The organism is Sulfitobacter sp. EE-36 (genome assembly GCF_000152605.1).
Lineage (GTDB): Bacteria > Pseudomonadota > Alphaproteobacteria > Rhodobacterales > Rhodobacteraceae > Sulfitobacter > Sulfitobacter pontiacus.
The window spans coordinates 602,777-626,363 of sequence record NZ_CH959310.1 but is presented as its reverse complement, the minus strand read 5'-3'; the positions used below and the strand labels follow the sequence as shown (position 1 = coordinate 626,363).

The following is a 23,587-nucleotide window of genomic DNA, read 5'->3' as shown; positions in this document are numbered from 1 at the left end:
CGACGCCCACCAGAAATTACAGCAGAAACCCCAGCATAAGCGGTAAAGCGGCAACCGATAGCACGGTAGAGACGACAACCAGCCCCGCGACAGACTGCGCATCCGCACCGTATTTCTCTGCCAGCAGGTAGGATGTCACCGCCACCGGTGTGGCGACCTGCAAGACCAGCACGCCAAAAGCGATTTTATCAAGGTCAAAGAACCAGCCCGCCAAGGCGGCGATGCCGATGCAGATCGCAAGCTTGATCAGCGACAACACCACCGCGCGCCCGATCCCGCCGGGGGACAGCCGTGCCACGGCAACGCCCAATGTGATCAGCATAATCGGGATCGCCATCTGACCGAGCAGGGACAGCGTATTGGTCAGAAACACCGGCGTTTCCCAGCCTTGCACCAGAAACAATGCGCCCAATGCCGTGCCCCAGACCAGCGGTTCACGGATGACCTTGCCAAAGGAGCCAGAGCCCGCCACCAGCCAGATGCCAAAGGTGAACGACCATATGGCCATAATGGCAAAGACCACAACGGCATAACCCAACCCCGTGTCGCCAAAGGCAAAAAGCGCGAGCGGCAGACCCAGATTGCCGGTATTCCCGAAGATCATCGGGGCCAGATACGTCCGCCGGTTCAACCCGAACACGCGCACGATCAGCGCAGCCAGCAGCGTTACCCCGCCATAGGCCGCCACTGTCGCCAGTGACAAAGCGCTCAGCGCGGCGGGGTCGATCTGCGTTGTCATCAGCGACACGAAAATCAAACAGGGCACCGATAGGGTCATCGCCAGCTGGGTCACAAACTGGATGCGATACTCGAACCCCAGCTTTACCCAGGCAAAGCCGATCCCCGCGAGCAGGAACACAGGAGCCACAATTTCAAGCACTGTCAGGACGAGGTTCACAAACTGTTTCCTTGGTTACGCGTCGCAGGATTGGACAAAAGCCCCTTGAAGGGACTACGAACGAACGGTAGGTGCACCGATGTTATGATAAGAACGCGCGCGAAATACCACTTGGGCCAGATCGTCCGGCACAAAAAACATCCCTTCCGAGGGGTGATTTTTGACGTGGACCCCGAATTTGCCAATACCGAAGAATGGTACGAGGCTATTCCGGAAGACAGCCGCCCCGAGAAAGACCAGCCCTATTATCACCTGCTGGCCGAAAACGAACAAAGCTATTACGTGGCCTATGTGTCCGAGCAGAACCTCGTGGCCGATTACTCGGGCGAACCTGTGGACCATCCCGATATCCCCGACCTCTTCGGCCCGTTCACCGATGGGGCCTATCCGCTGCACTTCCAGCTGAACTGAGGCAAAGCGTGGGTGACCCGCGCCCTGCCACCCTTTTTTAATAGCCCAGAGCACACCCATCTTTGCGTGCGTCGCTCGCCCCCTCCAGCAAACCGTTGTCATGCAGCTGGATCGCCTGCGCGCCGCCGATGGCTGTGGCCGGAATTTCGACCTTATGCCCCATCTCGGCCAGCTCGGCACGGACCGCATCGCTATAGCCGCGTTCGACCTTGAGGATGCCATTATCGGAAAACGCGCGGGGGGCGTCGATGGCGGCCTGAGGGTCTAGCCCGAAATCCGTCAGGTTAGAGACAAACCGCGCGTGGCCATTGGGCTGGTAGGCCCCGCCCATCACGCCAAACGGCATGATCACCTTACCGTCGCGTTTGATCATCCCCGGAATGATCGTATGCATCGGCCGCTTGCCGCCCTTCAGCTCGTTCGCGCGCCCTTGGTCAAGGGTGAAACCAGCACCGCGGTTCTGCAGCAGGATACCGAATTTATCCGACGCGATGCCCGACCCGAAACCGTGGAAGATCGAATAGATCAACGACACGGACATCCCATCCTTGTCCACCACGGTGATATAGATCGTATCCTTATGCACCGCCTCTGACAGGGCGACGGGGTCGGGCATGGCTTTCTTCGGGTCGATCAACGCCGCCAGCTCCTGCGCCGTTTCGAGCGCAAGCATATGTGCCAGACGTGCGGTATGGTCCGGGTCCGCCAGAAAACGATTGCGCGCATCATACGCCAGCTTGGCGGTTTCCGCCTCGATATGCACACGCTCCGCGCCCCAAGGATCCATGGATGCAACGTCGAAATGCGACAGCATGTTCATCATCAACAGTGCCGTGGCCCCCTGACCGTTCGGCGCATGTTCCAGCACCTCAACGCCCTGATAAGTGGAGGCAAGGGGCTCACCGGGGGTGCAAGCGGTGGCGGCAAAATCCTCTGCCGTGTGCTTGCCCCCCATCGCATTGAGAGAGGCGACGATATCTTCGGCCACCTCACCCGCATAGAAGGCATCGCGCCCGTCCTTGGCGATGCGACGCAGGACCTCGGCCTGACCGGGGGCGCGGAAGATGTCGCCGGTCTTTGGGGCCTCGCCGCCGGTCAGATAGAAATCGCGTGCGGCCCCCTGCAAGGTGCTCGCATCATTGCCCCAATCAAAGGCGACACGTGCCGCGACGGGCACGCCTTCTTCGGCATAGCGGATCGCCGGGGCAAGAATCGTGTCCAGACCCATGGTGCCGATGGTGTCGGACAGGTGGCAAAACGCGTCGATCGCGCCGGGAATGGTCACGGCATGGGCGCTGCGCAGCGGTACCGTCTTTTCACCAGCGTCGCGCAAATGGGCGGCATCCAACGCAGCAGGGGCGCGGCCCGATCCGTTCAGCGCGTGCACCTCGTCGCTGCCCGCAGGAGAATACAGCACAAAGCAATCCCCGCCGATTCCGGTCATCTGCGGCTCGCAAATCCCCAGCAGCACGGCACCGGCAATCGCGGCATCCATCGCGTTGCCGCCCCGCTCAAGAATATTGACAGCGGTCTTTGCGGCCAAAGGATGGGACGTGGCACACATGCCATTGCTCGCCAGAACGGGGGATCGTCCGGGAAGGTGAAAGTCGCGCATGTCATTGGCCTCAGGTTGCTGTCATCGGGCTGAACGTAGCGCGGTGCAGGACGGGCGGGCAATCACTAAAGGGCAGTTGGGCACTTAAAGGGGAGCTGGGTACATAAAGGGGGATTGGGTACAGCAAATGTGCCTCGGCGTTGCGTACTGGGTGGGGGCTATTAAAACGCAACGCCGAGGGAAGCCATATGCAGCTACAGAACCGACGTTGCCCGCAAAGCTGGGCGGAATTATGAAACCTTTGAGGCGCTATTGCGAAGCGTTGCTTCAAGCTGCCCCAAAGGTGACCAACACTTAACCCCTGGCGGCAAAGGCCCCCCTAGTGGCGGCCCCCAAACCCAGCTTATCCGGCGGCAAGCGGAATGCGCAGCGCCAGCAGGTTCATATCACCGGTGCGCGAATATTCCAGCTCGCAGCTCAGCAACCGGATCAGGCTCCAGCCGAATCCCCCTTCGGGCAGTTCGTCTGCAAGTTTCAGTACATCGAATGCTTCACCCGGGGGTAGGGTGAACCCCGGCATCGGTTTACCCAGATCGGTGATGCGAAACCGCAAGTCATCAGGCGCATAGGCCCCGCGCACCCCGATTAGCCCCGCTTGGGGCAATCCGGCATAGGCGTGTTCGACCACGTTATTCAGCGTCTCGGCCAGCACCAGTTCCACAATCTCGAGGTTCTCTTGCGATAGCCCCCGATCGGCCAGTTCTGCGCGGATATGTCCAAGGGCCGCGCGTACCGCATCGGCAGAGGCTTCCAACGTCACCTCGAACCCATAGGGGGTATCCGCCTGACCCACTGTGCCTTCGTTCCGGTTCGGGGCGCTCATGCGGGCACCTGCGCGGCCAATGCGGCGTCCAATGTGGGGAAAAGGGGAAACACGCTGTCCATCCGCGTCAATCGAAACACCCGATCAACCGAGGGCGTCAGCCCCGCCAGCGTGAGGCTGCGGTCCGGTAACAGAAGTTTCAACGTCGCTACCACCGCGCCAAGCCCACTGGAATCAATAAAGTTCACCTGCCCCAGATCCAGAATAACCACCGGTGGCCCATCTTCGATCATATCCCGCATGGCTTCTTTAAAGGCGCGGGCAACGGCGGCATCAATACGGTCTTCCATCACGGATATGATTTGCAGCTGCCCTTCTGTTCTGGTTGAGAGTTTCATATGGTCATCTCCAAGGTGTGCCGGACGCCAGAAGACATAGCGCCGATACCTTACCAAAAGATGATCATTTCCCGGGGAGGGGACGAAATGGAAAAAGTCGTGATAGCAGGGGCTGCGCGGACGCCGATGGGCGGGTTTCAGGGGGCTTTTGCCGATCTGACCGCGGCCGATCTGGGGGGGCACGCGATCAAGGCGGCGCTGGACGGTGCCGGCACCGATACCGTGGACGAGGTGCTGATGGGCTGTGTGTTGCCCGCAGGGCAGGGCCAAGCCCCCGCGCGTCAGGCCGGCTTCAAGGCAGGTCTGGGCGAAGAGGTGCCGTCGACAACGCTGAACAAGATGTGCGGCTCGGGGATGAAGGCGGCGATGATCGCCTTCGACCAGATCGCCTTGGGTCAGACCGATACCATGATCGCCGGCGGGATGGAGAGCATGACAAACGCGCCCTATGTGCTGCCGAAAATGCGCGGCGGCGCGCGGTTGGGGCACGGTCAGGTGATCGATCACATGTTCCTTGACGGGTTGGAAGACGCCTATGACAAGGGCCGTCTGATGGGCAGCTTTGCCGAAGACTGCGCCGAGACATTTCAATTCACCCGCGCCGTGCAGGATGACTATGCGCTGGCCTCCCTGTCCCGCGCGCTCGACGCGCAAAGCAGCGGCGCGTTCGATGGCGAGATCGCAGCGGTTGATCTGAAATCGCGTAAAGGGTCGGTCACCATCTCGGCGGATGAACAGCCCGGCAACGCACGGCCCGAGAAGATCCCCGAACTCAAACCCGCCTTCCGCGAGGGCGGCACGGTAACGGCGGCGAATGCGTCTTCCATCTCGGACGGGGCGGCGGCATTGGTGCTGGCATCTGAAACAGCAGCCAAATCCCAAGGGTTGAATGTCCGCGCGCATATCCTCGGCCACGCCAGTCACGCGCAGGCACCGGGGCTTTTCACCACCGCGCCCGTACCGGCGGCGCAGAAACTGCTGGACCGGTTGGGCTGGCAGAAAGACGACGTTGATCTGTGGGAAGTGAACGAGGCCTTTGCCGTCGTGCCACTGGCCTTCATGCATGAAATGGGGCTGTCCCATGACATCGTGAACGTGAACGGCGGTGCCTGTGCGCTTGGCCACCCCATCGGGGCCTCTGGCGCACGTATTATCGTGACCCTGCTGAACGCACTGGAAAAGCGCGGGCTGAAACGGGGCATCGCGGCGATCTGCATTGGTGGCGGTGAAGGCACCGCGATTGCGATCGAACGTCCCTGATTTTCCAAATGGACTAAATCTCGGGGGGGTCCGGGGGGCAGACAGCCCCCCGGTCCGACAGTAACAAAAGGCACTTTTATGCGCGTTGACTATCCTACCCTCTCCAAAACCCTCCACGCTTTGACCGACGGCGAAACCGACAGCGTGGCGCTGATGGCCACCGTCGCCTGCGAGGTGCACCACGCCGACGACCGCTTTGACTGGACGGGGTTCTACCGTGTGACCGCGCCAGAGCTGCTTAAGATCGGGCCCTATCAGGGCGGGCATGGCTGTCTGGTGATCCCCTTCGCGCGTGGGGTGTGCGGGGCCGCCGCGCGCACGGGCGAAACGCAGCTGGTTGCGGATGTGGATGCCTTTCCGGGCCACATCGCCTGCGCGTCCTCCACGCGGTCTGAACTGGTCCTGCCCGTCTGGAACGGCACCGGAGAGCTGCTGGGTGTCTTTGATATCGACAGCAACCAGCCCGCCGCGTTTGACCAGACCGACGCCGATGCACTCGCCGCGATTCTGAAATCTGTTTTCGCAAACGTCTAGGCCGGTAATCCTGCCCGTCGATCAAAGGAAATGTCATGAGCTTTGACGCTTGGCTCGTGTTTGCCCTGTTCTGGGTGGTATTTGTCACCACGCCGGGGCCGAACGCGGTGAACTGTATCAGCAACGGGATGAACCTGGGCTTCGCGCGGGCGATGGTCGGGGTGCTGGCGATCCTGACGCAGGCCTCGCTGTTTCTGGCGCTGTCAGCGATTGGCGTGACGGCGCTGCTGACGGCCTCGGCCACGGGGTTCTTTGTGGCCAAGATGATCGGGGCAGGGTTTCTGATCTATCTGGGCGTGCGCGGGCTGGTCCTGGCGGGCAAGCCCGTGGTGATGGAGGATCGCCCCGCCGCGTCGGTCTATTGGCGTGCCTTTGCGATTGCGACGATCAACCCCAAATCGGTCGCTGGATATCTTGCGGCCTTCAGCCAATTCGTGCAGCCGGATGTCCCGATCTGGGACCAGATGATCGTGATCGTGCCGACGGCGCTGACCCTGACCGCGGCCAGCTATACCGGGTTTACGGCGCTTGGAGCGGGGCTGGGGCGGGCTGCCTTGGGAGCGGTGTTCAACGTCTGGTTCCGCCGCGTGATGGCGGTCAGCTTTATCATCTACGGGGTGCTGTTGGGCAGCGCGCATACGCCGATGCCTAAGGGGTGATCAAGGGCTGATCCCGCGCGCCTGTGGGGCAACTGCCCTTGGGTCAGTCTTTCCCTCTGGCCCCTGCGGTCCTGCGGGCGTAAGCAGACCCCAAGGAGACACGATATGCGCAACCCAGATACCCTATCCAACACCCAGCCCGCCCCGCCCGAGGACACGCCCCAAGGGCTTGCCTTTGCGATCGGGGCCTATGGTCTTTGGGGGTTTCTGCCGCTGTACATGAAGGCCATCGCCCATATTCCAGCGGCAGAGATCGTCGTGCATCGGGTCATCTGGTCAGTGCCCGTGGGCGCATTGGTGCTGATCCTTCTGGGGCGCACCGCCACCCTGCGCGAGGCGTTCCGATCGCCGCGCACCTTGGCGATGGGCTGTGTCACGGCGACGCTGATCTCGGTCAACTGGGGCATCTACATCTGGGCGGTGAACTCGGGTCATGCGCTGGACGCGGCCTTGGGCTATTACATCAACCCGTTGTTCAGCATCCTGCTGGGGGCGCTGCTGCTGGGGGAGCGTCTGTCGAGACTTCAGCTTGCGGCACTCGGGCTGGCAGCCGTCGCCGTCGCGATCCTGACGCTCGATTCCGGTCGCTTCCCTTGGGTCGCGCTGAGCCTGACATTCACCTTCGGGCTGTATGCGCTGGCGAAAAAGCGGCTGCCGATCGGGCCGAACCAGGGGTTCCTGCTTGAGGTCCTGATCCTGCTCGCCCCTGCGCTGGCTTATCTGGTTTACCTGATTATGACGGGGCAAAACCACTTTGGTCAGGGCGTGCCGTTTAATACGTGGATGCTGGTGGGCTGCGGCGTGGTCACGGCGGTGCCGTTGATCTTTTACGCCAACGGAGCCAAGCGGCTGCGGCTGTCGACCATCGGTATCTTGCAGTATATCGCGCCGACGATGATCCTCCTTTGCGCGGCGCTGGTCTTTGACGAACCCTTTGGGCGGGCGCGCATGATTGCCTTTCCGCTGATCTGGGGTGCGCTGGTGATCTATTCGATCTCGCTGTTCCGGCAGATGCGGCACAAACCGGCGTGACAAGGGGGGAGGAGGGGCGCAGACATGTCGCGCCCCTCGATCATTATATCATTCGCTCAGGACAGCGCGTCCTTGAATGCGAGGAAGCTGGGATCCTTCATCACCCGTGCGTTCATCGCCTCACGTAGGGCACCGATGGATTTATAGGGGCGCATCACCACCTCGAATTTGGCGATCAGACCGTCGTCACCCAAGGTGATCAGATCGACGCCAACGGCATCCAGATCCCCGATCTTGCACTGGAACTCCAGCGCCCAATCTGTGCCTTCCCCCATGATCCGGCGGTATTTGAAATCGCTAAAGACATTGCCGACGTGCCCCAGGACCGCTGCCACAGGGGCGCGGCCGGTCCAGGTCTTGTAATATGTCGGCGGCATGAAGGTGATGTCTTCCGCCAGCAGCGGGGCGATCTTTTCCGAATCCCCCTTGGCGACAACATCAATCATCTTGGTAATAGTAGGATGCATTCCGGGTCCTTTGGTACAGATTGGCTTGAAAACCTACCCTAACTCTGAGACGGACACTTATGGAAACAGAATATAATCCGCCCCAAGATCCGCTGGTTGTCCTGCATGAAGACGCCGAAGTTTTGCTGGTCGACAAGCCCGCGGGCTTGCTGTCGGTGCCGGGTAAGGGGCCGCATCTGGCCGATTGTCTCATCGCGCGGGTGCAGGATGCATTTCCGGACGCGCTGCTGGTTCATCGTCTGGATCGAGACACCTCGGGCGTGATGATCTTTGCGCTGACGCCCCATGCGCAGCGCCATCTGGGATTGCAGTTTGAAAAGCGGATGACGCGCAAGACCTATGTCGCGCGGGTCTGGGGGGTACCGCAGGAAAAGACCGGCACCATCGATCTGCCGCTGATCGTGGATTGGCCGAACCGCCCGCGCCAGATGGTCTGCCATGAAACGGGTAAACCCGCACAAACCGACTGGCGTGTGCTGAAAGACGAAGGCGACACCGCGCGGGTGCGCCTTAGCCCCAAGACAGGGCGCAGCCATCAGCTGCGGGTGCATATGCTGAGCCTCGGCCATCCGATTCTGGGCGATCCGTTTTACGCCACGGGGCCCGCGTTGGCGTATCCGCGGCTGATGCTCCATTCGGAGGAGCTGCGGTTCAACCATCCTCAGGGCGGACATTCGACCAAGATCCGCGCCAAAGCGCCGTTCTAAAGGCCATAGGGCGAAGACGAGAAAGGCCACCCCGCAGGGTGGCCTTGGTGTTTGTGGGGCATGCCGAAGGACAGCTTATTCAGCAGCCCAACCCGAGACGGCCTTGATCTCGGTAAAGTCCTCGATCCCGTACATACCACCCTCGCGGCCATTGCCCGATTGCTTCATGCCGCCAAAGGGCGATCCCGCGGCGCGGCTTTGGCCGTTCATCTCGACCATGCCCGACCGCAGCTGACGCGCCAGACGGTTGCGACGCTCGCCATCTTGCGACTGGACATAGTTGGTCAGGCCGTAAACCGTGTCATTGGCGATCTGGACCGCTTGCTCTTCGCTGTCGAACTTCATGATCGACAGAACCGGCCCAAAGATTTCCTCGCGCGCGATGGTCATGTCGGGGGTCACGTCTGCAAAGACAGTGGGTTTGACAAAGAACCCGCGGTTCAAGCCGTCGGGACGTCCGGTGCCGCCCGCAACCAAACGCGCGCCTTCGTCGATGCCCTTCTGGATCAGGTCCTGAATCTTGTTGAACTGCGATTCATTGACCACGGGGCCGATATGACGCCCATCTTCGGAGGCAGGACCAACGGTAACCTGCGACGCCACAGCGCCTGCTTCTTCGACGGCTTTGTCATAGACATCCGACTGCACCAGCATACGGCTGGGGGCGTTACACGACTGGCCGGTGTTGTTCATCATGTGCAGCACGCCGCGTTTGACAGCCTTGTCATCTGCATCGTTGAAAATGATGTTCGCGCCTTTGCCACCCAGTTCAAGGTGGACCTTTTTCAGCGTATCCGCCGCCGCTTTCGAGATCAGCGTGCCCGCGCGGGTCGATCCGGTGAAGCTGATCATGTCGATGTCTTTATGCGACGACATCTGGCTGCCGACACCGACGCCATCGCCGTTCACAAGGTTGAATACCCCTTTGGGGAAGCCTGCCTCGTCAATCAACTCGGCAAAGATCATCGCGTCCAGCGGGCTTTCCTCGGAAGGTTTCAGCACCATCGTGCAGCCCGATACAATCGCCGCGCCGACCTTGAGCGTGATCTGGTTCATCGGCCAGTTCCACGGCGTGATCAGACCGGCAACGCCCACGGCTTCGCGGATGATCCGGTCATTCGGGGCGTGATCGCCAAGCGGCTGTTCGAATTTGAACTCTTTCGCGGCCTTGATGAAGTTGCTCAGGTGATAAGAACCGGCACCAACCTGCGACGTGCGGGCCAGATCCATCGGCGCACCCATGGCCGTGCTCATCGCTTTGGCCAGATCCTCGGCGCGGGCCTGATAGACCTCTAGCAGCTTTTCCAGCAGGGCGATGCGTTCCGCCGGAGGCGTCGCCATCCAGCCGGGCAGGGCGGCCTTGGCAGCGGCAACCGCGGCATCGGTATCCGCCTGATCCCCAAGCGAGATGACCGCGCAGGGCTCCTCTGTGGTGGGGTCGATCACGTGATAGTCATTCGGCTTGGCGGGGGATACCCATTCACCGTTGATGTAAAACTCGCGCTTCTCCAGCATGGGAAAACTCCTTTTGTCATGCGGTGCCGGGGACGTTTCCCCCAGCCTGTTGCGCGTACCATGTCACCACATCTGGGGACCCGCAAGTGAGGGGGTGAAACCGGCAGCGCAACGTCCTACATAAGCGGTGAACGACAAACCGAAACCATGAAGCCGGAGAATATTATGTCCTTGCGCATCAACGATACCATCCCCGATCTGACTGTCGAAACCGATCAGGGCACGATCAGCCTGCACGACTGGGTGGGCGACAGCTGGGCGATCCTTTTTTCGCACCCAAAGGATTTCACGCCGGTCTGCACCACCGAATTCGGGGCAGTCGCACAGCTTTCCGACGAATGGGAAAAGCGCGGCACCAAGGTGATGGGCATTTCCGTGGACGGTGTTGAAGAGCACAAGAAATGGAAAGGCGATATCGAGACCTTCGCCGGTGCCAAAGCGGGCTTTCCGATCATCGCGGATAACGACCTGACCGTTGCCAAAGCCTTCGACATGCTGCCCGCCGACGCCTATATGCCCGATGGCCGCACCCCCAACGACAGCGCCACAGTCCGCGCCGTGTTCATCATCGGGCCGGACAAGCAGCTGAAGCTGTCGATGACCTACCCGATGACCGTGGGCCGCAACTTTGCCGAGGTTCTGCGCGCGCTGGACGGCTTGCAAACCTCGACCGGAAAGGGCGTGGCGACACCGGCGAACTGGAATGTGGGCGACGACGTGATCATCCCCGCGACCCTGTCGGACGATGACGCCAAGGCGAAGTTCGGCGATTTCAACAAGATCCTGCCCTACCTGCGCACCACCAAAGCGCCCAGCTAAGCGCGGATCTCAGGCTTTCTGAGGTCGCAATTTAACCTGCGTGCGATACCACGCCCGCTTGAATTCCCGCATCAGCTTGCCGCTGGTGCGGGTTTTTTGCTGGATGGTTGACCCGCCGATCTGATTGGCGATTTCGCTTAGCCCATTGGGAAGCAGGGCGTGGAGCTTTTGCCCCGTCACCCAATGCATCTGCAGCCATGTATCGACAGGGCGGTCAATCTGGGTCGATCCGTCAAGCAAGAGCTGCGCGGCGTCACGCCCCACCACCTGACAGCAACACTGCAAGCCGATCCGCTTGGGCAGGATCAACGCCATATCGCCGTCACGCGCCACGACATCTGCGGGCAGCTCTCGCATCTTGGGCGGCAGGCGCAGGTACATATCGGGCGTCATATTCTGGTGGATAAGCTGTAACGCGCGGTCCAGCTCTGGCCGCGACACGGCGAGGTCATCCTCGACAATCATCGCGTAATCCCAGCCCTGATCGACGATCATCTGCCAGCATTTGCGATGGCTTTGAAAGACGCCGATCTCGGCCGGTGTCAGGGCGAAGGGATAGGACGGGCTGTGCAGGTTGCCAGAGTGGGTGCGCACATCTGCGACCTGCGTAGGGTCGCGGCCATTCACCGCTTCGACGACCTGCGCATCGGGCAGATCCTGCAGCAACCGCGCGACATTGGCGTGCCGCGCGGTGCTGGTGGACATATGGATGATCAATGATTTCATGCGGCTTGATACCGCGCATGGCGAGGTTCTCAAACCGTTTAAATCACTGCTCGGCGTTAAAGGTGAACAGCTTTTCGCCGTTGATCGTATAGCTGTCGATCAGGTCTTTGGCGCGGTCGCCGACAAGCCAGTCTTCCAACTGGGCCGCGGCGTCTTTGTTTACATGCGCGTGTTTCTCGGGGTTCACCGGAATATAGGCATATTGGTTGAACAGCACCGGATCGCCCGCAAAGAGGATTGCCAGATCGGCCTTGTTGTCAAAGTTCAGCCAGCTTGCACGGTCGGACATGATATAGGCCCCCATCCCTGCAGCGGTGTTGAGGCTCGCGCCCATGCCCGCGCCGACAGCTTTGTACCATTCACCGAATGTCGCGGGGTCCAGATCAGCACCGGCCCAAAGCGAGAGTTCTTTCTTGTGGGTGCCGCTGTCGTCGCCACGGCTCACGAAAGGGGCCTCGGCGGCTTCGATCTTGACCAGCGCGTCCTTCGCAGCCTCTGCGTCTTTGATCGCGGCGGGGTCGTCATTTGGGCCGATCAGGACGAAATCATTATACATGATCTCGCGGCGGTGGGTGCCATAGCCGTCGGCGACAAAGGCCTCCTCGGCTTTCTTGGAGTGTACCAGAATGGCATCGACGTCGCCTGCTTCGCCCAAGCGCAAGGCTTGACCGGTGCCGACGATCAGCAGTTGCACGTCAAGGTCGAGATCTTCTTTGATGGCGGGCAGCAGAACGTCGGACAGACCAGAATTGTTGAAGGACGTGGTGACAGCCATTTTCATGGTGTCCGCCTGCGCAGCCGTGGTGCCAAGTGCGAGAACAAGAGCGGTAATCAAGGATTTCATATCAAAATATCTCCATTCAGGAACGATTTGAATTCCGGGGTCTGCGGGGCGTCAAACGCATCGGGCGCCGGGCCAGCCTCGTGAATGCGACCTTTAAACAGAAACAATATTTCAGTTGCAAGGCGCCGCGCCTGACCCAGATCATGGGTCGCCATCACGATGCGCGTCCCTGAGTGATGGGCAGATTGCAACAGCGCCTCTATATCCTTGACGGAGCGGCCATCCAGATTGGCGCAGGGCTCATCCAGCAGCAGCATCTCGGGGGTGCGGATCAAGGCGCGGGCGAGGGCGAGCTTTTGTTTCTCGCCACCGGACAACCCCGTCGCGGGGCGATCCAGCGCGGGCGTCAGGCCGATACGAGCCGCCCAAGCCTCTACTGCTTTGTTCACCTGCGCCTTGGGCTGACCGAGTATCGCCAGAGGATAGCCCAGATTGGCGCGCACCGATCGGCGCAGCATCACGGGGCTTTGGAAGACATAGGCCTGTCGCATCCGCGCAAGGTCATCCGGAACGGCCCATGTAACCGCGCCCGTCGACAGCCGTTCAAGGCCGTGCAGCGCCTTGAGGAATGTCGTCTTGCCCGCACCATTGGGCCCCAGCAGGATCGTGAAGCCGGTTTTGCCAAGGGTCAGGTCCACGGGGCCCAGCAATCGCTTGCCGCGGCGGCTGACGCTGACATCGCGCATATGGGCGGGCAGCAGGGGGGTCACCATCTGCCCTCTCTTTCTGTGCGCGACAGGGCGTGGATGATCAGGTTCACACTCAGCGCCAGCGCGATCAGCACAAAGCCCAGACCAAGCGCCAGTGCGAAATCACCCTTGCCGGTTTCCAGCGCGATGGCGGTGGTCAGCACGCGGGTGGCGTGGTCGATGTTGCCGCCCACGATCATGATCGCGCCGACCTCGCCGATGGCGCGGCCAAAGCCTGCCAACGCCGCCGTCAACAAGGCCCGCCGCCCGTCCGAAATCAGCGTCAGGATGCGCCGCGTCGGGGTGGTGTTCAGCGAAATCAGCAGATCGTGGTATTCGGCCCAAAGATCACGCATCGCCTGATGGGTGATAGAGGCGATGAGCGGCGTGATAATGATCACCTGCGCAATGATCATCGCCGTCGGCGTGAACAGCAGCCCCAGCACCCCGAAGGGACCGGCGCGCGACAGCAGCAGATAGACGATCAACCCCACCACGACGGGCGGCAGACCCATGAGAGAGTTCAGCACCGCAATCGCGGTACGGCGGAAGCGGAAACGGCGGATGGCGAGCCATGTGCCGAAGGGCAGCGCGATGGCCGAGGCAATGACCAGCGCCGTCAGGCTGACCTGCAACGACCTGAGCGTAATCTCGATCAGGTCGGGATCGCCGGTGACAACCAGCCAGAACGCAGAAGAAAGGCCCGCCCAGATATCATTCATCGGGCGGGCCGTCGGAGTTTGCTATGCATAGGATGCGGTCTTAGTCGCCCAGCCGGACATTGCGATCAGACGAGGTCTGCTCGGCCGCGGAGAACCCTGCGTTGTCCAACGCAAAGTTCATGCCCGCAGCAAGGATGACCAAGGCGACGATGGCAGTGATAAAAGCTTTCATTCCGTACCTCGTTGATGCGCATTGGCACGTTGGGTGGGGGGCGTTGGGTGCATCATATCACTCTGCCGGCTGCGTGCCAGAGGCATGTTTACCCTGCTTCGCGACAACTTCGTCGGCCCAGATGCTGTGGTGCTCGCGGGCCCATTCAAGATCGACATCGCCCGACCCCATCGCCTCGAACGCGCCTTCCATGCCGAGTGTCCCGATATAGATATGCGCGATGATCACAGCCATCAGGACAAAGCTGATAACGGCGTGCCACAGCTGGGCGTATTGCATTTCCTCTTGCGGGGTCAGCGTGGCGTCTATTGTGCCAAGCCCCAACAGTTGCGGCACGCCCATGTCATTCAACAGCGCCAGCGTAGGTTCGAACATCGTCAATTCAAACGGGAAGAGCAGCGAAATACCCGAGACAGAGATCGAGGTGCCCAGAATGATGACGGCCCAGAAGATCAGCTTTTGACCGGCATTGAACTTCTTGGCGGGGGGGTGACCCTTGCCGAAGATCCCGCCGCCCTTGAGAATCCAGTTGATGTCTGTGCGATCCGGTAGATTGTGGACGATCCACATGACGAACACCATCACCAGCCCGAGCATAAAGGCCCATGACACGTTGTTGTGGATCCACTTGCTCGCGATGGCGAAGGTCGAAAACGCCTCGTGCCCGAACAGCGGGATCAGCAGTTTACGCCCCGCAAGCGATAGCAGACCGGTGATGGCCAGCAGGATGAAAGAGCTTGCAATCAGCCAGTGGCCGAAGCGTTCGATGAATTTGAACCGTTCGATGGTGATACCCGCGCGCCCGTGTTCGATACGGATACGTCCGCGGATCAGATAGAAAATCGCCATCAGCACGACGGTGACACCCAACAGCAGGCTGCCATAGGTCAGCAGCGGGCCGTGACGGAAGTTCAGCCACCACATGCCACCGTCCTGCATCAGAACCTTGGCCGCAGGTCCGCGGTTGCTGGCGCGCGCGTCGGGCAGGGCGTCCGCCCGGATCTCGCGCCACAGGTCCGCGTCGGATGCGCTACCAAGCGGTCCAAGGTGAGATTCGGCCGGGGGCGGGTTGCCCTCAAGCGGTAAGGGAAGCTCGGCCCCAAAGGGCACGTCCTCGCCGCGTTGGCGGGCCATGATGTCTTCAAGCGACTGTTGGCCCGGTTGCAGGACCGAGGCATCGCCCGAGGTGTCTTGCGCGGCGGAGAGACCGGCAAAGGACACAAGAAATATGAGAGGCAGCAGAACGCGCAGCAGTGTCATCGGGACCTCCGACAGGATAAAGATAGTTGGCCCGCCAGCAGCAGGTGCCAGCGGGCCAAGGAAAGCATGAATATGCGAAAGGGGGCTTAGCCGCCCTTTTGCTCGTATGCCGTGCCCCAGCCCCAGGCGCCCGAGCCAAAGCCGCGCGCGACAACGCGTTCGCGGTAGATGCCCGAGACGACATCGCCGTCACCGGCCAGCAGCGCTTTGGTCGAACACATCTCGGCGCAGATCGGCAGCTTGCCTTCGGCGATCCGGTTGCGGCCGTACTTCTGGAATTCCGCTTCGGAGTGGTTTTCCTCGGGGCCACCGGCGCAGAAGGTACATTTGTCCATCTTGCCGCGCGACCCGAAGTTGCCCGCCTGTGGATACTGCGGCGCGCCGAAGGGGCAGGCGTAGAAGCAGTAACCGCAGCCGATGCACAGGTCTTTTGAGTGCAGAACGATGCCGTCGTCGGTCTGGTAGAAGCAGTCTACAGGGCAGACCGCCATACAGGGCGCATCGGAACAATGCATACACGCAACCGAGATCGACCGCTCGCCGGGTTGGCCGTCCTGAATGGTGACGACCTTACGGCGGTTGATGCCCCACGGTACTTCGTGTTCGTTCTTACAGGCCGTGACGCAGGCGTTGCATTCGATGCAGCGTTCGGCGTCGCAGAGAAACTTTGCTCTTGCCATCTTAATAGTCTCCTTACGCTGTCCAGATTTTGCAGAGAGTTGCTTTGGTCTCTTGCATCTGAGTTACTGAGTCATAGCCATATGTTTGCGCGGTGTTGGTGGATTCACCCAGGACGTAAGGGTCGGCCCCCTCTGGGTATCTGTCCCGCAAATCAACGCCTTCCATGTGGCCGCCAAAGTGGAATGGCATGAACGCCACGCCGCTTTCGACACGTTCTGTGACCATCGCCATCACCTTGACCTTGCCGCCTTCGGGGCCCTCGACCCAGACATCGGCCCCGTCACGCACGCCCAGATTGTTGGCGTCACGGGTGTTGATCTCGATGAACATGTCCTGCTGAAGCTCGGCCAACCAGGGGTTGGATCGGGTTTCGTCGCCGCCCCCTTCATATTCGACGAGTCGACCCGAGGTCAGCACGATCGGATAGTCCTTGGAGAAGTCATTCTCCTGGATGGACTTATACATGGTGGGCAGGCGCCAGAACTTCTTGTCGTCATAGGTCGGGTAGTCGGCGACCAGATCACGACGGTTGGTGTACAGCGGTTCACGGTGGATTGGCACCGGATCGGGGAAGGTCCAGACCACGGCACGGGCCTTGGCGTTGCCGAAGGGGGCGCAGCCATGCTTGATCGCGACACGCTGGATGCCGCCCGAAAGGTCGGTTTTCCAGTTCACGCCACCGGTGTCGGCGATATAGTCCGACGGGGTCTCGCCGGTCTGGGATGTTTCACCGACTTCCTCGTCCGGCTTTGCATTCGCCGGTTGGCCTTCGGGATAGCCCGCAACATAGTTGATCACGGCCATCTCTTCGTCGGTCAGATCTTTGTCCCAGCCCAGTTCACGCAGCATGGCCATGGTGAACTCGGGGTAGCCGTCCTTGATCTCGGAACCAGCGCTGTAGACGCCTTCGGCCAGCAGGTTGTCCCCGTCACGTTCCACACCGAAACGGGCGCGGAAGGTCAGACCGCCTTCGGCAACGGGCAGCGACATATCGTACAGGTTCGCTGTGCCGGGGTGGTTCATCTCGGGCGTGCCCCATGCGGGCCAAGGCAAACCATAGAAGTCCCCGTCGGCCGGTCCGCCTTTGGCGCGCAGCGTGGTGCGGTCAAAGGTGTGCTGGTTGGCCATGTGCATCTTCATGCGCTCGGGGCTTTGTGCGGTGTAACCGATGGTCCACATGCCGCGGTTGAACTCGCGGGTGAGGTCCTCGATGTTGGGTTCGTCCCCGTCCAGCGCGATGTTCTTGAACAGACGGTCGCTGAAACCGAACTTGTCCGCGAACAGCTTGATGATCGTGTGGTCGGGCTTGGATTCGAACAGGGGCTCGACGACCTGATCACGCCATTGCAGCGACCGGTTGGACGCGGTGACAGAGCCGCGGGTTTCGAACTGGGTCGTTGCGGGCAACAGATACAGCCCGTCTTGGCGGTCCTGCATTACGGCGGACACCGTTGGATATGGATCGACAACGACCATCAGGTCGAGTTTCTCCATCGCGGTGACCATTTCCTTTTGACGGGTCTGCGAGTTGGGCGCGTGGCCCCACAGAACCATCGCGCGGGTGTTGTCCGGCTGGTCAATGTTTTCCTTGTCTTCCAGCACGCCATCAATCCAGCGGCTCACGGGGATACCGGTCAGGTTCATCATCGAGGTGTCGTTGAACGACGCCTTGGAGAAGCGGGATTGCAGCCATTCAAGGTCTTCTTCCCAAACCCGCGCCCAGTGGGCCCATGCCCCTGCGGACAGACCATAGTAGCCCGGCAGCGTATCGGCCAGAACGCCCAGATCGGTGGCACCCTGCACGTTGTCGTGGCCGCGGAAGATGTTTGTGCCGCCGCCTGCGGTGCCCATGTTGCCAAGAGCCAGCTGCAGGATGCAGTACGCGCGGGTGTTGTTGTTGCCGTTGCTGTGCTGCGTGCCGCCCATGCACCAGATCACGGTGCCGGGACGGTTGTTGGCCAGGGTGCGCGCAACGCGTTCAAGCTGCGACGCGGGTGCGCCGGTAACGCGTTCGACTTCTTCGGGTGTCCACTTCGCGACTTCGTCACGGATCTGGTCCATGCCCCAAACGCGGGTGCGAATGAATTCCTTGTCTTCCCACCCGTTCTCGAAGATGTGCCAGAGGATACCCCAGACCAGCGCCACGTCCGAACCGGGACGGAAGCGGACATATTCATCCGCGTGGGCCGCCGTACGGGTAAAGCGTGGATCGCACACGATCATCGGCGCGTTGTTCTGCTCTTTCGCTTTCAGCAGGTGCAGCAGCGATACGGGGTGCGCCTCGGCAGGGTTGCCGCCGATGACAAAGATCGCCTGGCTGTTGTGGATGTCGTTGTAGCTGTTGGTCATGGCGCCGTAGCCCCATGTGTTCGCAACGCCCGCAACGGTGGTGGAGTGACAGATACGCGCCTGGTGATCGACGTTATTGGTGCCCCAATAGGCCGCGAACTTGCGGAACAGATACGCCTGTTCGTTGTTGTGCTTGGCCGAGCCGAGCCAGTAGACGGAATCGGGACCGCTTTCTTCGCGGATCACGTTCATCTTGTCGCCGATCTCGTTGATCGCCTGCTCCCAGCTGATCCGGACCCACTGGCCACCCTCTTTTTTCATCGGGTATTTCAAGCGGCGTTCACCGTGGGCGTGTTCGCGTACCGACGCCCCTTTGGCGCAATGCGAGCCAAGGTTGAACGGGCTGTCCCAGCCGGGTTCCTGACCCGTCCAGACACCGTTCGACACTTCGGCGATGACGGTACAGCCAACCGAACAGTGGGTGCAGACAGATTTGATCGTCTCTACCGCGCCGCTGACGGCGGTGGCAGCTGACGCTTGTGTGACAGAGCCTGCGGTCGATGCGATCGCCGCCAGGCCGCCGATGGCCAGACCGGATCCGCGCAGGAATGCGCGACGGTCAACGGATTTTTCCGCGATGTCGGATAGCATGCCCGCCCGCTGGGGCCGCCGTGCCATCCCGTTGGTCTTTTTCCGAAGCATAATAGTCTCCCTTGATGCCCGCGTGCTCTGACCGCGTGGGTCGGACCGGGGCTGAGTTTCCCTCCCGCGGTGGTTAGGCGCGCGGGTTGTTGATCACTGAATTAGAAGCGTGTGCTTTCCAGATAGGCGCGGGTGTGCGCGGTATCTTGCATCTTGTCCGATTGCAGATCGACTGGCTGCGCCTCGGCGGCGGTGCCGCTGCTGGCCACGGCAACGGCGGCTGCCGGTGCGGCTGTCCCTGCCAGTTTCAGGAAATTGCGGCGGTTGGTGCCTTTGGTATCCTGGGTCATGGGTTGTACCCCTTTCCTTGGTTATGCGGGGGGAAGCCCCGCCTGATGTGGTGCGGTTATCCCGCCGTCATACGAAATGCTTCGCGTTCAATGTCCATGAAGGCGCTGCCGACTGCGGCAACCCCGGCATATAGGACGGAGTTCTTGGCCCCTTGCAGGTCGGTAAAGAAGTGACCCGCCCAAGGGGCGATGTGTTTGTTGAAAAACGCCCGCTGCGTGGCGTCGCTGGCCGGAGCCCCAAAGCGCCCGACAATCATACCGCCCATCATCTCCATCAGGGATGCGATGTTGTCTTCGGGTTCAAAGACGTTTTCGGCGCGGCTGATGCGCTGTGCGGCCATGTCGCTGCGCAGGGAGGCGAGGGGCTTTTCGTTCAGAAAGCCGGTCAGGTAGTAGCTGGCATAGGGCAGCAGTTCGCCCCGACCAAGACCAATGAACAGCGCGTTGAATTCGGTTTGCACTTTCTTGGGCGTCATGGCCTTGGCCACACGCGCAAGCCCGTTGATCGCCTCGCCCAACGGGCTGTCATCGCCGGACAGGCCGGCGGTCTGGTCCAGCAGCATCTGGTCCGCAGGGCGGGCCAGCATCACGCCAAGGTAATTGTACAGATCAGCGCGCAGGCGATCTTCGGCAGAGACTTGGGTGGCTTGGGCGGCAGCGGTCATGCGCTTTGCTCCTCAAAACGAAAGGCCATGCGGCGCGGGGGCAGGGCTGCGGGTTCTTCCATCGCGGTTTCGGCGACGGGGGGCTCTGCGGGGGTATCCGCTTGGGCCACGGCGACGGCGGGTGCGTCGACCTCTGCCGGAACGACGGGCGCGGTCGGCTCTGTTTCAGCAGAGGTTTCTGCCGCATCGGTGGCGGTGTCGAGCGCGGCCGCAGCCTTGCGCGCGACATCTTCGATATGACGGCGCAGCCCTTTGCCGACCTCATAGCTGGTGGTGAAATTCGTCACGGCAGAGGCTTGGGTATAGTCGTCAGCGTAGTCGACCAGATCATCCAGACAGGCCAGCGCCGGATCGGACACCCATAGTTTGCGCAGCGCACGGCGGCGCAGGTGTTCGGGAATGGCACGGGCCATAAAGGCCGAGAAATCATCGCCGGCTTTCAGCGTATCAGGATCGGGCAGATCGAACTCGGCCAGCAGTTCGGCGTCGGATTTTTCCGCCAGCGCGGCCTGATGCTGCGCCTCTGCCTGCTCCGCGGCGGCTTGCTGCGCGGAGGCTTCCTCTGCCTTGACGGCAGCGCGGCGGCGATCCCAGAAGGATGTGTGACGGGTCATTGTGACGACCCCGAACGCGACGTGCGCGGTGCGCGGTAGACATCAGTCGTCTGCGAGATGCGCGCGTCCCCGATCCCGTCTTGCTTCGGCTCTTGGTATTTGTCGCGCCGACGCTTCACAAAGGCTTCTTCTTCGTGGTGCGTGTCGACATAGGCGCTGATCCAGGCATGGACCTGCGGCGTCATCATGACCTTTTCGACGATATCTTCGCCATTGTCGCTGTAATCCTGCGCCTCATAGGGAGAGGCGGTGACCATCACCACCTCAAGCGGGCGGGCAGGGTCGCGGGTTTCGCGGCAGATGACATAGAGACAGGGCACATTTGCGGCGAGCCCGTGCACATAGGCTTCGGTATCGGAGCGGTACAGCGTTAGCGGGACAGTGGTCACGTGATAGTCGGACACCTCGCCTTCGGTACGCAGTAGCTTCCAGTCGGCGGGGTCGGCACCGGGCAGGACACAAACCGCACGCCAAACGACCTTCGCCCATTTCGTCACGCCGGGTGACTTGCGAAGGACGACCCCGACGGGCATCGTTTGCGCTGATTTAAGCGGTGCGTTCAACTTGGTTTCCGATGATGTTTCAGGCGTTTCCAGCCTCATATTGACGTAATCATAACGCGTATCAAAGAGGATTCTAGGGTTGAATCACACAGTTTTGTGATTGCTGCAATGCGGCATTTCCCATGCGTCAGCATTTGCCATATTTGACTGGGGTTTCGGTCTTTCCGACTGTTTTTGTTGGGTAATTCTTGCCGTGGGTGCGAACGGCCCTTTTGCGGGACGCAGGGGCAATTAGGGGTTTGCGGCGGGTCGCGAACACCACTAGCTTGGCCTGCGAGCGCTGACAGTGCCCCGCCGCTTGACCCATCCCATCCGGTGCTGTCCCCGAGGAGATTATGGAAAAGACTTTTCTGCTGTGCGACTGTCTGGGCAGTCAGGATATTGACGCGCCCGCCTTGTCAAAGGCGACGGGTCTGCCGTGCTCCAAGGTCTATAGCTGTCTGTGCACCGACCAGATCGGCACCGCGGCAGAGGCGATGGCCGCGGGCAACACCGTGATCGCGTGCCAGCAGGAACGCCCCCGTTTCGAAGAGCTGGCCGCCGAGATCAACGCAGAGATGCCCCAGTTCGTCGATATTCGCGACCGCGCCGGCTGGCACGACGATCAGGGCGACGCGACGCCCAAGATGGCCGCCCTGATGGCGGAGCAGCAGCTTGCCGCACCGGCACCACGGGTGATGGATGTAGTGTCTGAGGGCACGTGTCTGATCATGGCCCCGCCCGCCCTCGCGCTTGAGGTGGCAGAGATGGTGGCCGATACGCTTGCGGTGACGGTGCTGTGGCAGGGCGATTATGACGCGGCAGTTGATCCGCGTTTTGACGTGGTCAAAGGCGATCTGCGCAAGGCATCGGGCGCATTGGGCGATTTCAGCCTGACCTTTGACCAGTTGCAGATGTTGATCCCCGGTGGGCGCGGCGCGCCTTCGTTCACCGCGCCGCGGGACGGGGCCAAGTCGCAATGCGATATCATTCTGGATTTGACGGGGAATACATCGCTGTTTCCCGCGCCGCACAAACGTGATGGCTATCTGCGGGCCGATCCGGGCAGCAAGCCCGCCGTGGCAGAAGCCGTGCGCGAGGCCATGCAGATGGTCGGCACCTTTGAAAAGCCGCTTTACGTGCGGCTGACTGAAAGTCTTTGCGCCCATTCGCGGGCCGGGCAGGCCGCCTGTTCCAACTGTCTGGACCTCTGCCCGACGGGGGCGATCACCTCGGCCGGGGAACATGTGGCGATTGACCCGATGATCTGCGCGGGTTGCGGTAGCTGTTCTGCGGTTTGCCCCTCGGGGGCGATCACCTATGATGCGCCGCCTGTTGATACCCTGTTCCGCCGGTTGTCGACGCTGGCATCGACCTATCGCAAGGCGGGCGGCACCGCGCCGCGCTTGCTGGTGCATGACGACGACCACGGGGCCGAGATGATCCGCCTTTACGCGCGTTTTGGCGCGGGCTTGCCGGTTGATGTCATCCCGCTGGCTGTGGATGCGCTGGCGGGGTTTGGCCATGCAGAAATGCTCGCCGCACTTGGCTGCGGCTTTGCGCATGTGGATGTATTGCTGTCGCCGCGTACAGAGCGTGACGTGATCGAGGTGCAGGCCGAGATTGCCCGCGCGATCAGCGGCACCGATACAATCCGCCTCATTGATGTGGCCGACCCCGATGCGCTGGAAACCGCACTGGTCACCGAAACCGCGCAGCCTGCGCATGACACGCTGCTGCCTCTAGGCACCCGCCGTCAGGTCGCACGGCTTGCGGGCAAGACCCTTCAGCCCGATGCCAAGGTGATCGACCTGCCCGACGCTGCCCCCTATGGCGCGGTGCTGGTGGATACCGATGCCTGCACGCTCTGTCTGTCCTGTGTGTCGCTGTGCCCGTCCGGGGCGCTTGGCGATAACCCCGATTTGCCCCAGCTGCGCTTTCAGGAAGACGCCTGCCTGCAATGCGGGCTATGTGCGAACGTCTGCCCCGAGGATGCGATTACCCTAAAGCCGCAGTTGAACCTGACCGCGCAGGCCTTCACCCAAGTGGTGCTGCATGAGGAAGAGCCTTTTGCCTGTATCGAATGCGGGTCGCTTTTCGGCGTGAAATCCACGGTTGAAAAGATCACCGAAAAGCTGGCAGGAAAACACGCGATGTTCGCCTCCTCTGAGGCGGCGAAGATGATCCAGATGTGCGACAACTGCCGGATCAACGCGCAGTACCACGCGCAGAACAATCCGTTGGCTGGCAAAGAACGCCCGCGTGTGCGCACATCCGAAGACTATTTCAGCAAGCGCAAAGATCACTAAGCGC

26 protein-coding genes are annotated in these 23,587 nt (G+C 61.2%); 8 read left to right on the top strand and 18 right to left on the bottom strand.

The window, feature by feature from the left end; all coding sequences use genetic code 11:
• Positions 1–16: 16 nt before the first annotated feature.
• Complete coding sequence (locus EE36_RS05665) at positions 17–898, bottom strand: AEC family transporter (protein ID WP_005850335.1); 882 nt, start codon at positions 896–898, stop codon at positions 17–19.
• 84 nt (positions 899–982) lie between these two features.
• Here EE36_RS05665 and hspQ point away from each other — a divergent pair, with 84 nt between their 5' ends.
• Positions 983–1,309 (top strand): heat shock protein HspQ, encoded by a 327-nt coding sequence (gene hspQ / locus EE36_RS05660; RefSeq protein ID WP_005850331.1) that lies wholly within the window; start codon positions 983–985, stop codon positions 1,307–1,309.
• 37 nt (positions 1,310–1,346) lie between these two features.
• Here the strand turns inward: hspQ and EE36_RS05655 are convergent, their stop codons facing one another.
• From EE36_RS05655 to EE36_RS05645, 3 genes are all read right to left on the bottom strand, one after another.
• On the bottom strand, positions 1,347–2,924 hold the full coding sequence (locus EE36_RS05655) for a gamma-glutamyltransferase family protein (RefSeq protein WP_039911647.1): 1,578 nt from the start codon (positions 2,922–2,924) through the stop codon (positions 1,347–1,349).
• Between the two features lie 343 nt (positions 2,925–3,267).
• On the bottom strand, positions 3,268–3,747 hold the full coding sequence (locus EE36_RS05650) for an ATP-binding protein (RefSeq protein WP_005850328.1): 480 nt from the start codon (positions 3,745–3,747) through the stop codon (positions 3,268–3,270).
• A complete protein-coding gene (locus EE36_RS05645; RefSeq protein WP_037965335.1) occupies positions 3,744–4,085 on the bottom strand; it encodes an STAS domain-containing protein in 342 nt (113 codons plus the stop codon). The genes EE36_RS05650 and EE36_RS05645 overlap by 4 nt, the downstream gene beginning before the upstream one ends.
• A gap of 87 nt (positions 4,086–4,172) precedes the next feature.
• Here EE36_RS05645 and EE36_RS05640 point away from each other — a divergent pair, with 87 nt between their 5' ends.
• The 4 genes from EE36_RS05640 (at position 4,173) to rarD (ending at position 7,570) form a co-directional block, all read left to right on the top strand.
• On the top strand, positions 4,173–5,345 hold the full coding sequence (locus tag EE36_RS05640) for an acetyl-CoA C-acyltransferase (protein WP_005850324.1): 1,173 nt from the start codon (positions 4,173–4,175) through the stop codon (positions 5,343–5,345).
• A 78-nt stretch (positions 5,346–5,423) separates the two neighbouring features.
• On the top strand, positions 5,424–5,879 hold the full coding sequence (locus EE36_RS05635; protein WP_005850322.1) for a GAF domain-containing protein: 456 nt from the start codon (positions 5,424–5,426) through the stop codon (positions 5,877–5,879).
• Positions 5,880–5,914: 35 nt separating this feature from the next.
• A complete protein-coding gene (locus tag EE36_RS05630) occupies positions 5,915–6,538 on the top strand; it encodes a LysE family translocator (RefSeq protein ID WP_005850320.1) in 624 nt (207 codons plus the stop codon).
• 105 nt (positions 6,539–6,643) lie between these two features.
• On the top strand, positions 6,644–7,570 hold the full coding sequence (rarD, locus tag EE36_RS05625) for an EamA family transporter RarD (protein WP_005850318.1): 927 nt from the start codon (positions 6,644–6,646) through the stop codon (positions 7,568–7,570).
• Positions 7,571–7,626: 56 nt separating this feature from the next.
• Here the strand turns inward: rarD and EE36_RS05620 are convergent, their stop codons facing one another.
• Positions 7,627–8,037 (bottom strand): nuclear transport factor 2 family protein, encoded by a 411-nt coding sequence (locus EE36_RS05620; RefSeq protein WP_039911642.1) that lies wholly within the window; start codon positions 8,035–8,037, stop codon positions 7,627–7,629.
• Positions 8,038–8,096: 59 nt separating this feature from the next.
• On the opposite strand from EE36_RS05620, the gene EE36_RS05615 reads away from it, so the two are divergent.
• Positions 8,097–8,744: an RluA family pseudouridine synthase gene (locus EE36_RS05615; protein WP_005850315.1), complete on the top strand. Its 648-nt coding sequence runs from the start codon at positions 8,097–8,099 to the stop codon at positions 8,742–8,744.
• 75 nt (positions 8,745–8,819) lie between these two features.
• Here EE36_RS05615 and EE36_RS05610 read toward each other — a convergent pair whose 3' ends face one another.
• Positions 8,820–10,259 carry an aldehyde dehydrogenase family protein gene (locus EE36_RS05610; protein ID WP_005850313.1) on the bottom strand — a complete coding sequence of 480 codons (1,440 nt, stop codon included), beginning with the start codon at positions 10,257–10,259 and terminating at the stop codon, positions 8,820–8,822.
• A gap of 165 nt (positions 10,260–10,424) precedes the next feature.
• On the opposite strand from EE36_RS05610, the gene EE36_RS05605 reads away from it, so the two are divergent.
• Positions 10,425–11,078, top strand: coding sequence for a peroxiredoxin (locus EE36_RS05605; protein ID WP_039911640.1), 654 nt, complete (start codon positions 10,425–10,427; stop codon positions 11,076–11,078).
• Between the two features lie 9 nt (positions 11,079–11,087).
• Here EE36_RS05605 and EE36_RS05600 read toward each other — a convergent pair whose 3' ends face one another.
• From EE36_RS05600 to EE36_RS05550, 12 genes are all read right to left on the bottom strand, one after another.
• Positions 11,088–11,804 carry a glycosyltransferase family 25 protein gene (locus EE36_RS05600; protein ID WP_005850309.1) on the bottom strand — a complete coding sequence of 239 codons (717 nt, stop codon included), beginning with the start codon at positions 11,802–11,804 and terminating at the stop codon, positions 11,088–11,090.
• 43 nt (positions 11,805–11,847) lie between these two features.
• The gene (locus EE36_RS05595; protein ID WP_005850307.1) at positions 11,848–12,648 is read right to left on the bottom strand and encodes a substrate-binding domain-containing protein; all 801 of its coding nucleotides are present in this window, start codon (positions 12,646–12,648) and stop codon (positions 11,848–11,850) included.
• Positions 12,645–13,361 carry an energy-coupling factor ABC transporter ATP-binding protein gene (locus EE36_RS05590; protein ID WP_005850305.1) on the bottom strand — a complete coding sequence of 239 codons (717 nt, stop codon included), beginning with the start codon at positions 13,359–13,361 and terminating at the stop codon, positions 12,645–12,647. The genes EE36_RS05595 and EE36_RS05590 overlap by 4 nt, the downstream gene beginning before the upstream one ends.
• Positions 13,355–14,059: an ABC transporter permease gene (locus EE36_RS05585; protein WP_005850303.1), complete on the bottom strand. Its 705-nt coding sequence runs from the start codon at positions 14,057–14,059 to the stop codon at positions 13,355–13,357. The genes EE36_RS05590 and EE36_RS05585 overlap by 7 nt, the downstream gene beginning before the upstream one ends.
• Before the next feature lie 40 nt (positions 14,060–14,099).
• On the bottom strand, positions 14,100–14,231 hold the full coding sequence (locus EE36_RS17745) for a hypothetical protein (protein ID WP_005850301.1): 132 nt from the start codon (positions 14,229–14,231) through the stop codon (positions 14,100–14,102).
• Between the two features lie 57 nt (positions 14,232–14,288).
• Positions 14,289–15,491: a formate dehydrogenase subunit gamma gene (locus EE36_RS05580; protein ID WP_005850299.1), complete on the bottom strand. Its 1,203-nt coding sequence runs from the start codon at positions 15,489–15,491 to the stop codon at positions 14,289–14,291.
• An 86-nt stretch (positions 15,492–15,577) separates the two neighbouring features.
• Positions 15,578–16,171: a formate dehydrogenase FDH3 subunit beta gene (gene fdh3B, locus EE36_RS05575; protein ID WP_005850298.1), complete on the bottom strand. Its 594-nt coding sequence runs from the start codon at positions 16,169–16,171 to the stop codon at positions 15,578–15,580.
• Between the two features lie 13 nt (positions 16,172–16,184).
• Positions 16,185–19,163 carry a formate dehydrogenase subunit alpha gene (locus EE36_RS05570; RefSeq protein ID WP_005850296.1) on the bottom strand — a complete coding sequence of 993 codons (2,979 nt, stop codon included), beginning with the start codon at positions 19,161–19,163 and terminating at the stop codon, positions 16,185–16,187.
• 101 nt (positions 19,164–19,264) lie between these two features.
• Complete coding sequence (locus EE36_RS05565; protein ID WP_005850294.1) at positions 19,265–19,453, bottom strand: twin-arginine translocation signal domain-containing protein; 189 nt, start codon at positions 19,451–19,453, stop codon at positions 19,265–19,267.
• A 56-nt stretch (positions 19,454–19,509) separates the two neighbouring features.
• A complete protein-coding gene (locus EE36_RS05560) occupies positions 19,510–20,118 on the bottom strand; it encodes a molecular chaperone (RefSeq protein WP_005850292.1) in 609 nt (202 codons plus the stop codon).
• Entirely contained in the window at positions 20,115–20,732 is a 618-nt protein-coding gene (locus EE36_RS05555; protein WP_005850290.1) for a DUF3306 domain-containing protein, read from the bottom strand. The genes EE36_RS05560 and EE36_RS05555 overlap by 4 nt, the downstream gene beginning before the upstream one ends.
• Positions 20,729–21,295: a DUF3305 domain-containing protein gene (locus tag EE36_RS05550; RefSeq protein WP_114865393.1), complete on the bottom strand. Its 567-nt coding sequence runs from the start codon at positions 21,293–21,295 to the stop codon at positions 20,729–20,731. The genes EE36_RS05555 and EE36_RS05550 overlap by 4 nt, the downstream gene beginning before the upstream one ends.
• Before the next feature lie 335 nt (positions 21,296–21,630).
• Here EE36_RS05550 and EE36_RS05545 point away from each other — a divergent pair, with 335 nt between their 5' ends.
• Positions 21,631–23,583, top strand: coding sequence for a 4Fe-4S binding protein (locus EE36_RS05545; RefSeq protein WP_005850286.1), 1,953 nt, complete (start codon positions 21,631–21,633; stop codon positions 23,581–23,583).
• Positions 23,584–23,587: the final 4 nt, after the last annotated feature.

What these genes read in the sequence shown, in the direction of transcription:
- EE36_RS05580 (WP_005850299.1), bottom strand. Translation starts at nt 15,491, where the DNA reads ATGACACTGCTGCGCGTTCTGCTGCCTCTCATATTTCTTGTGTCCTTT.
- EE36_RS05640 (WP_005850324.1), top strand. Translation starts at nt 4,173, where the DNA reads ATGGAAAAAGTCGTGATAGCAGGGGCTGCGCGGACGCCGATGGGCGGG.
- EE36_RS05615 (WP_005850315.1), top strand. Translation starts at nt 8,097, where the DNA reads ATGGAAACAGAATATAATCCGCCCCAAGATCCGCTGGTTGTCCTGCAT.
- EE36_RS05560 (WP_005850292.1), bottom strand. Translation starts at nt 20,118, where the DNA reads ATGACCGCTGCCGCCCAAGCCACCCAAGTCTCTGCCGAAGATCGCCTG.
- EE36_RS05635 (WP_005850322.1), top strand. Translation starts at nt 5,424, where the DNA reads ATGCGCGTTGACTATCCTACCCTCTCCAAAACCCTCCACGCTTTGACC.
- EE36_RS05565 (WP_005850294.1), bottom strand. Translation starts at nt 19,453, where the DNA reads ATGACCCAGGATACCAAAGGCACCAACCGCCGCAATTTCCTGAAACTG.
- EE36_RS17745 (WP_005850301.1), bottom strand. Translation starts at nt 14,231, where the DNA reads ATGAAAGCTTTTATCACTGCCATCGTCGCCTTGGTCATCCTTGCTGCG.
- EE36_RS05610 (WP_005850313.1), bottom strand. Translation starts at nt 10,259, where the DNA reads ATGCTGGAGAAGCGCGAGTTTTACATCAACGGTGAATGGGTATCCCCC.
- EE36_RS05590 (WP_005850305.1), bottom strand. Translation starts at nt 13,361, where the DNA reads ATGGTGACCCCCCTGCTGCCCGCCCATATGCGCGATGTCAGCGTCAGC.
- rarD (WP_005850318.1), top strand. Translation starts at nt 6,644, where the DNA reads ATGCGCAACCCAGATACCCTATCCAACACCCAGCCCGCCCCGCCCGAG.
- EE36_RS05605 (WP_039911640.1), top strand. Translation starts at nt 10,425, where the DNA reads ATGTCCTTGCGCATCAACGATACCATCCCCGATCTGACTGTCGAAACC.
- EE36_RS05595 (WP_005850307.1), bottom strand. Translation starts at nt 12,648, where the DNA reads ATGAAATCCTTGATTACCGCTCTTGTTCTCGCACTTGGCACCACGGCT.
- hspQ (WP_005850331.1), top strand. Translation starts at nt 983, where the DNA reads ATGATAAGAACGCGCGCGAAATACCACTTGGGCCAGATCGTCCGGCAC.
- EE36_RS05630 (WP_005850320.1), top strand. Translation starts at nt 5,915, where the DNA reads ATGAGCTTTGACGCTTGGCTCGTGTTTGCCCTGTTCTGGGTGGTATTT.
- EE36_RS05555 (WP_005850290.1), bottom strand. Translation starts at nt 20,732, where the DNA reads ATGACCCGTCACACATCCTTCTGGGATCGCCGCCGCGCTGCCGTCAAG.
- EE36_RS05545 (WP_005850286.1), top strand. Translation starts at nt 21,631, where the DNA reads ATGGAAAAGACTTTTCTGCTGTGCGACTGTCTGGGCAGTCAGGATATT.
- EE36_RS05645 (WP_037965335.1), bottom strand. Translation starts at nt 4,085, where the DNA reads ATGAAACTCTCAACCAGAACAGAAGGGCAGCTGCAAATCATATCCGTG.
- EE36_RS05585 (WP_005850303.1), bottom strand. Translation starts at nt 14,059, where the DNA reads ATGAATGATATCTGGGCGGGCCTTTCTTCTGCGTTCTGGCTGGTTGTC.
- EE36_RS05600 (WP_005850309.1), bottom strand. Translation starts at nt 11,804, where the DNA reads ATGAAATCATTGATCATCCATATGTCCACCAGCACCGCGCGGCACGCC.
- EE36_RS05650 (WP_005850328.1), bottom strand. Translation starts at nt 3,747, where the DNA reads ATGAGCGCCCCGAACCGGAACGAAGGCACAGTGGGTCAGGCGGATACC.
- fdh3B (WP_005850298.1), bottom strand. Translation starts at nt 16,171, where the DNA reads ATGGCAAGAGCAAAGTTTCTCTGCGACGCCGAACGCTGCATCGAATGC.
- EE36_RS05620 (WP_039911642.1), bottom strand. Translation starts at nt 8,037, where the DNA reads ATGCATCCTACTATTACCAAGATGATTGATGTTGTCGCCAAGGGGGAT.
- EE36_RS05655 (WP_039911647.1), bottom strand. Translation starts at nt 2,924, where the DNA reads ATGCGCGACTTTCACCTTCCCGGACGATCCCCCGTTCTGGCGAGCAAT.
- EE36_RS05570 (WP_005850296.1), bottom strand. Translation starts at nt 19,163, where the DNA reads ATGCTTCGGAAAAAGACCAACGGGATGGCACGGCGGCCCCAGCGGGCG.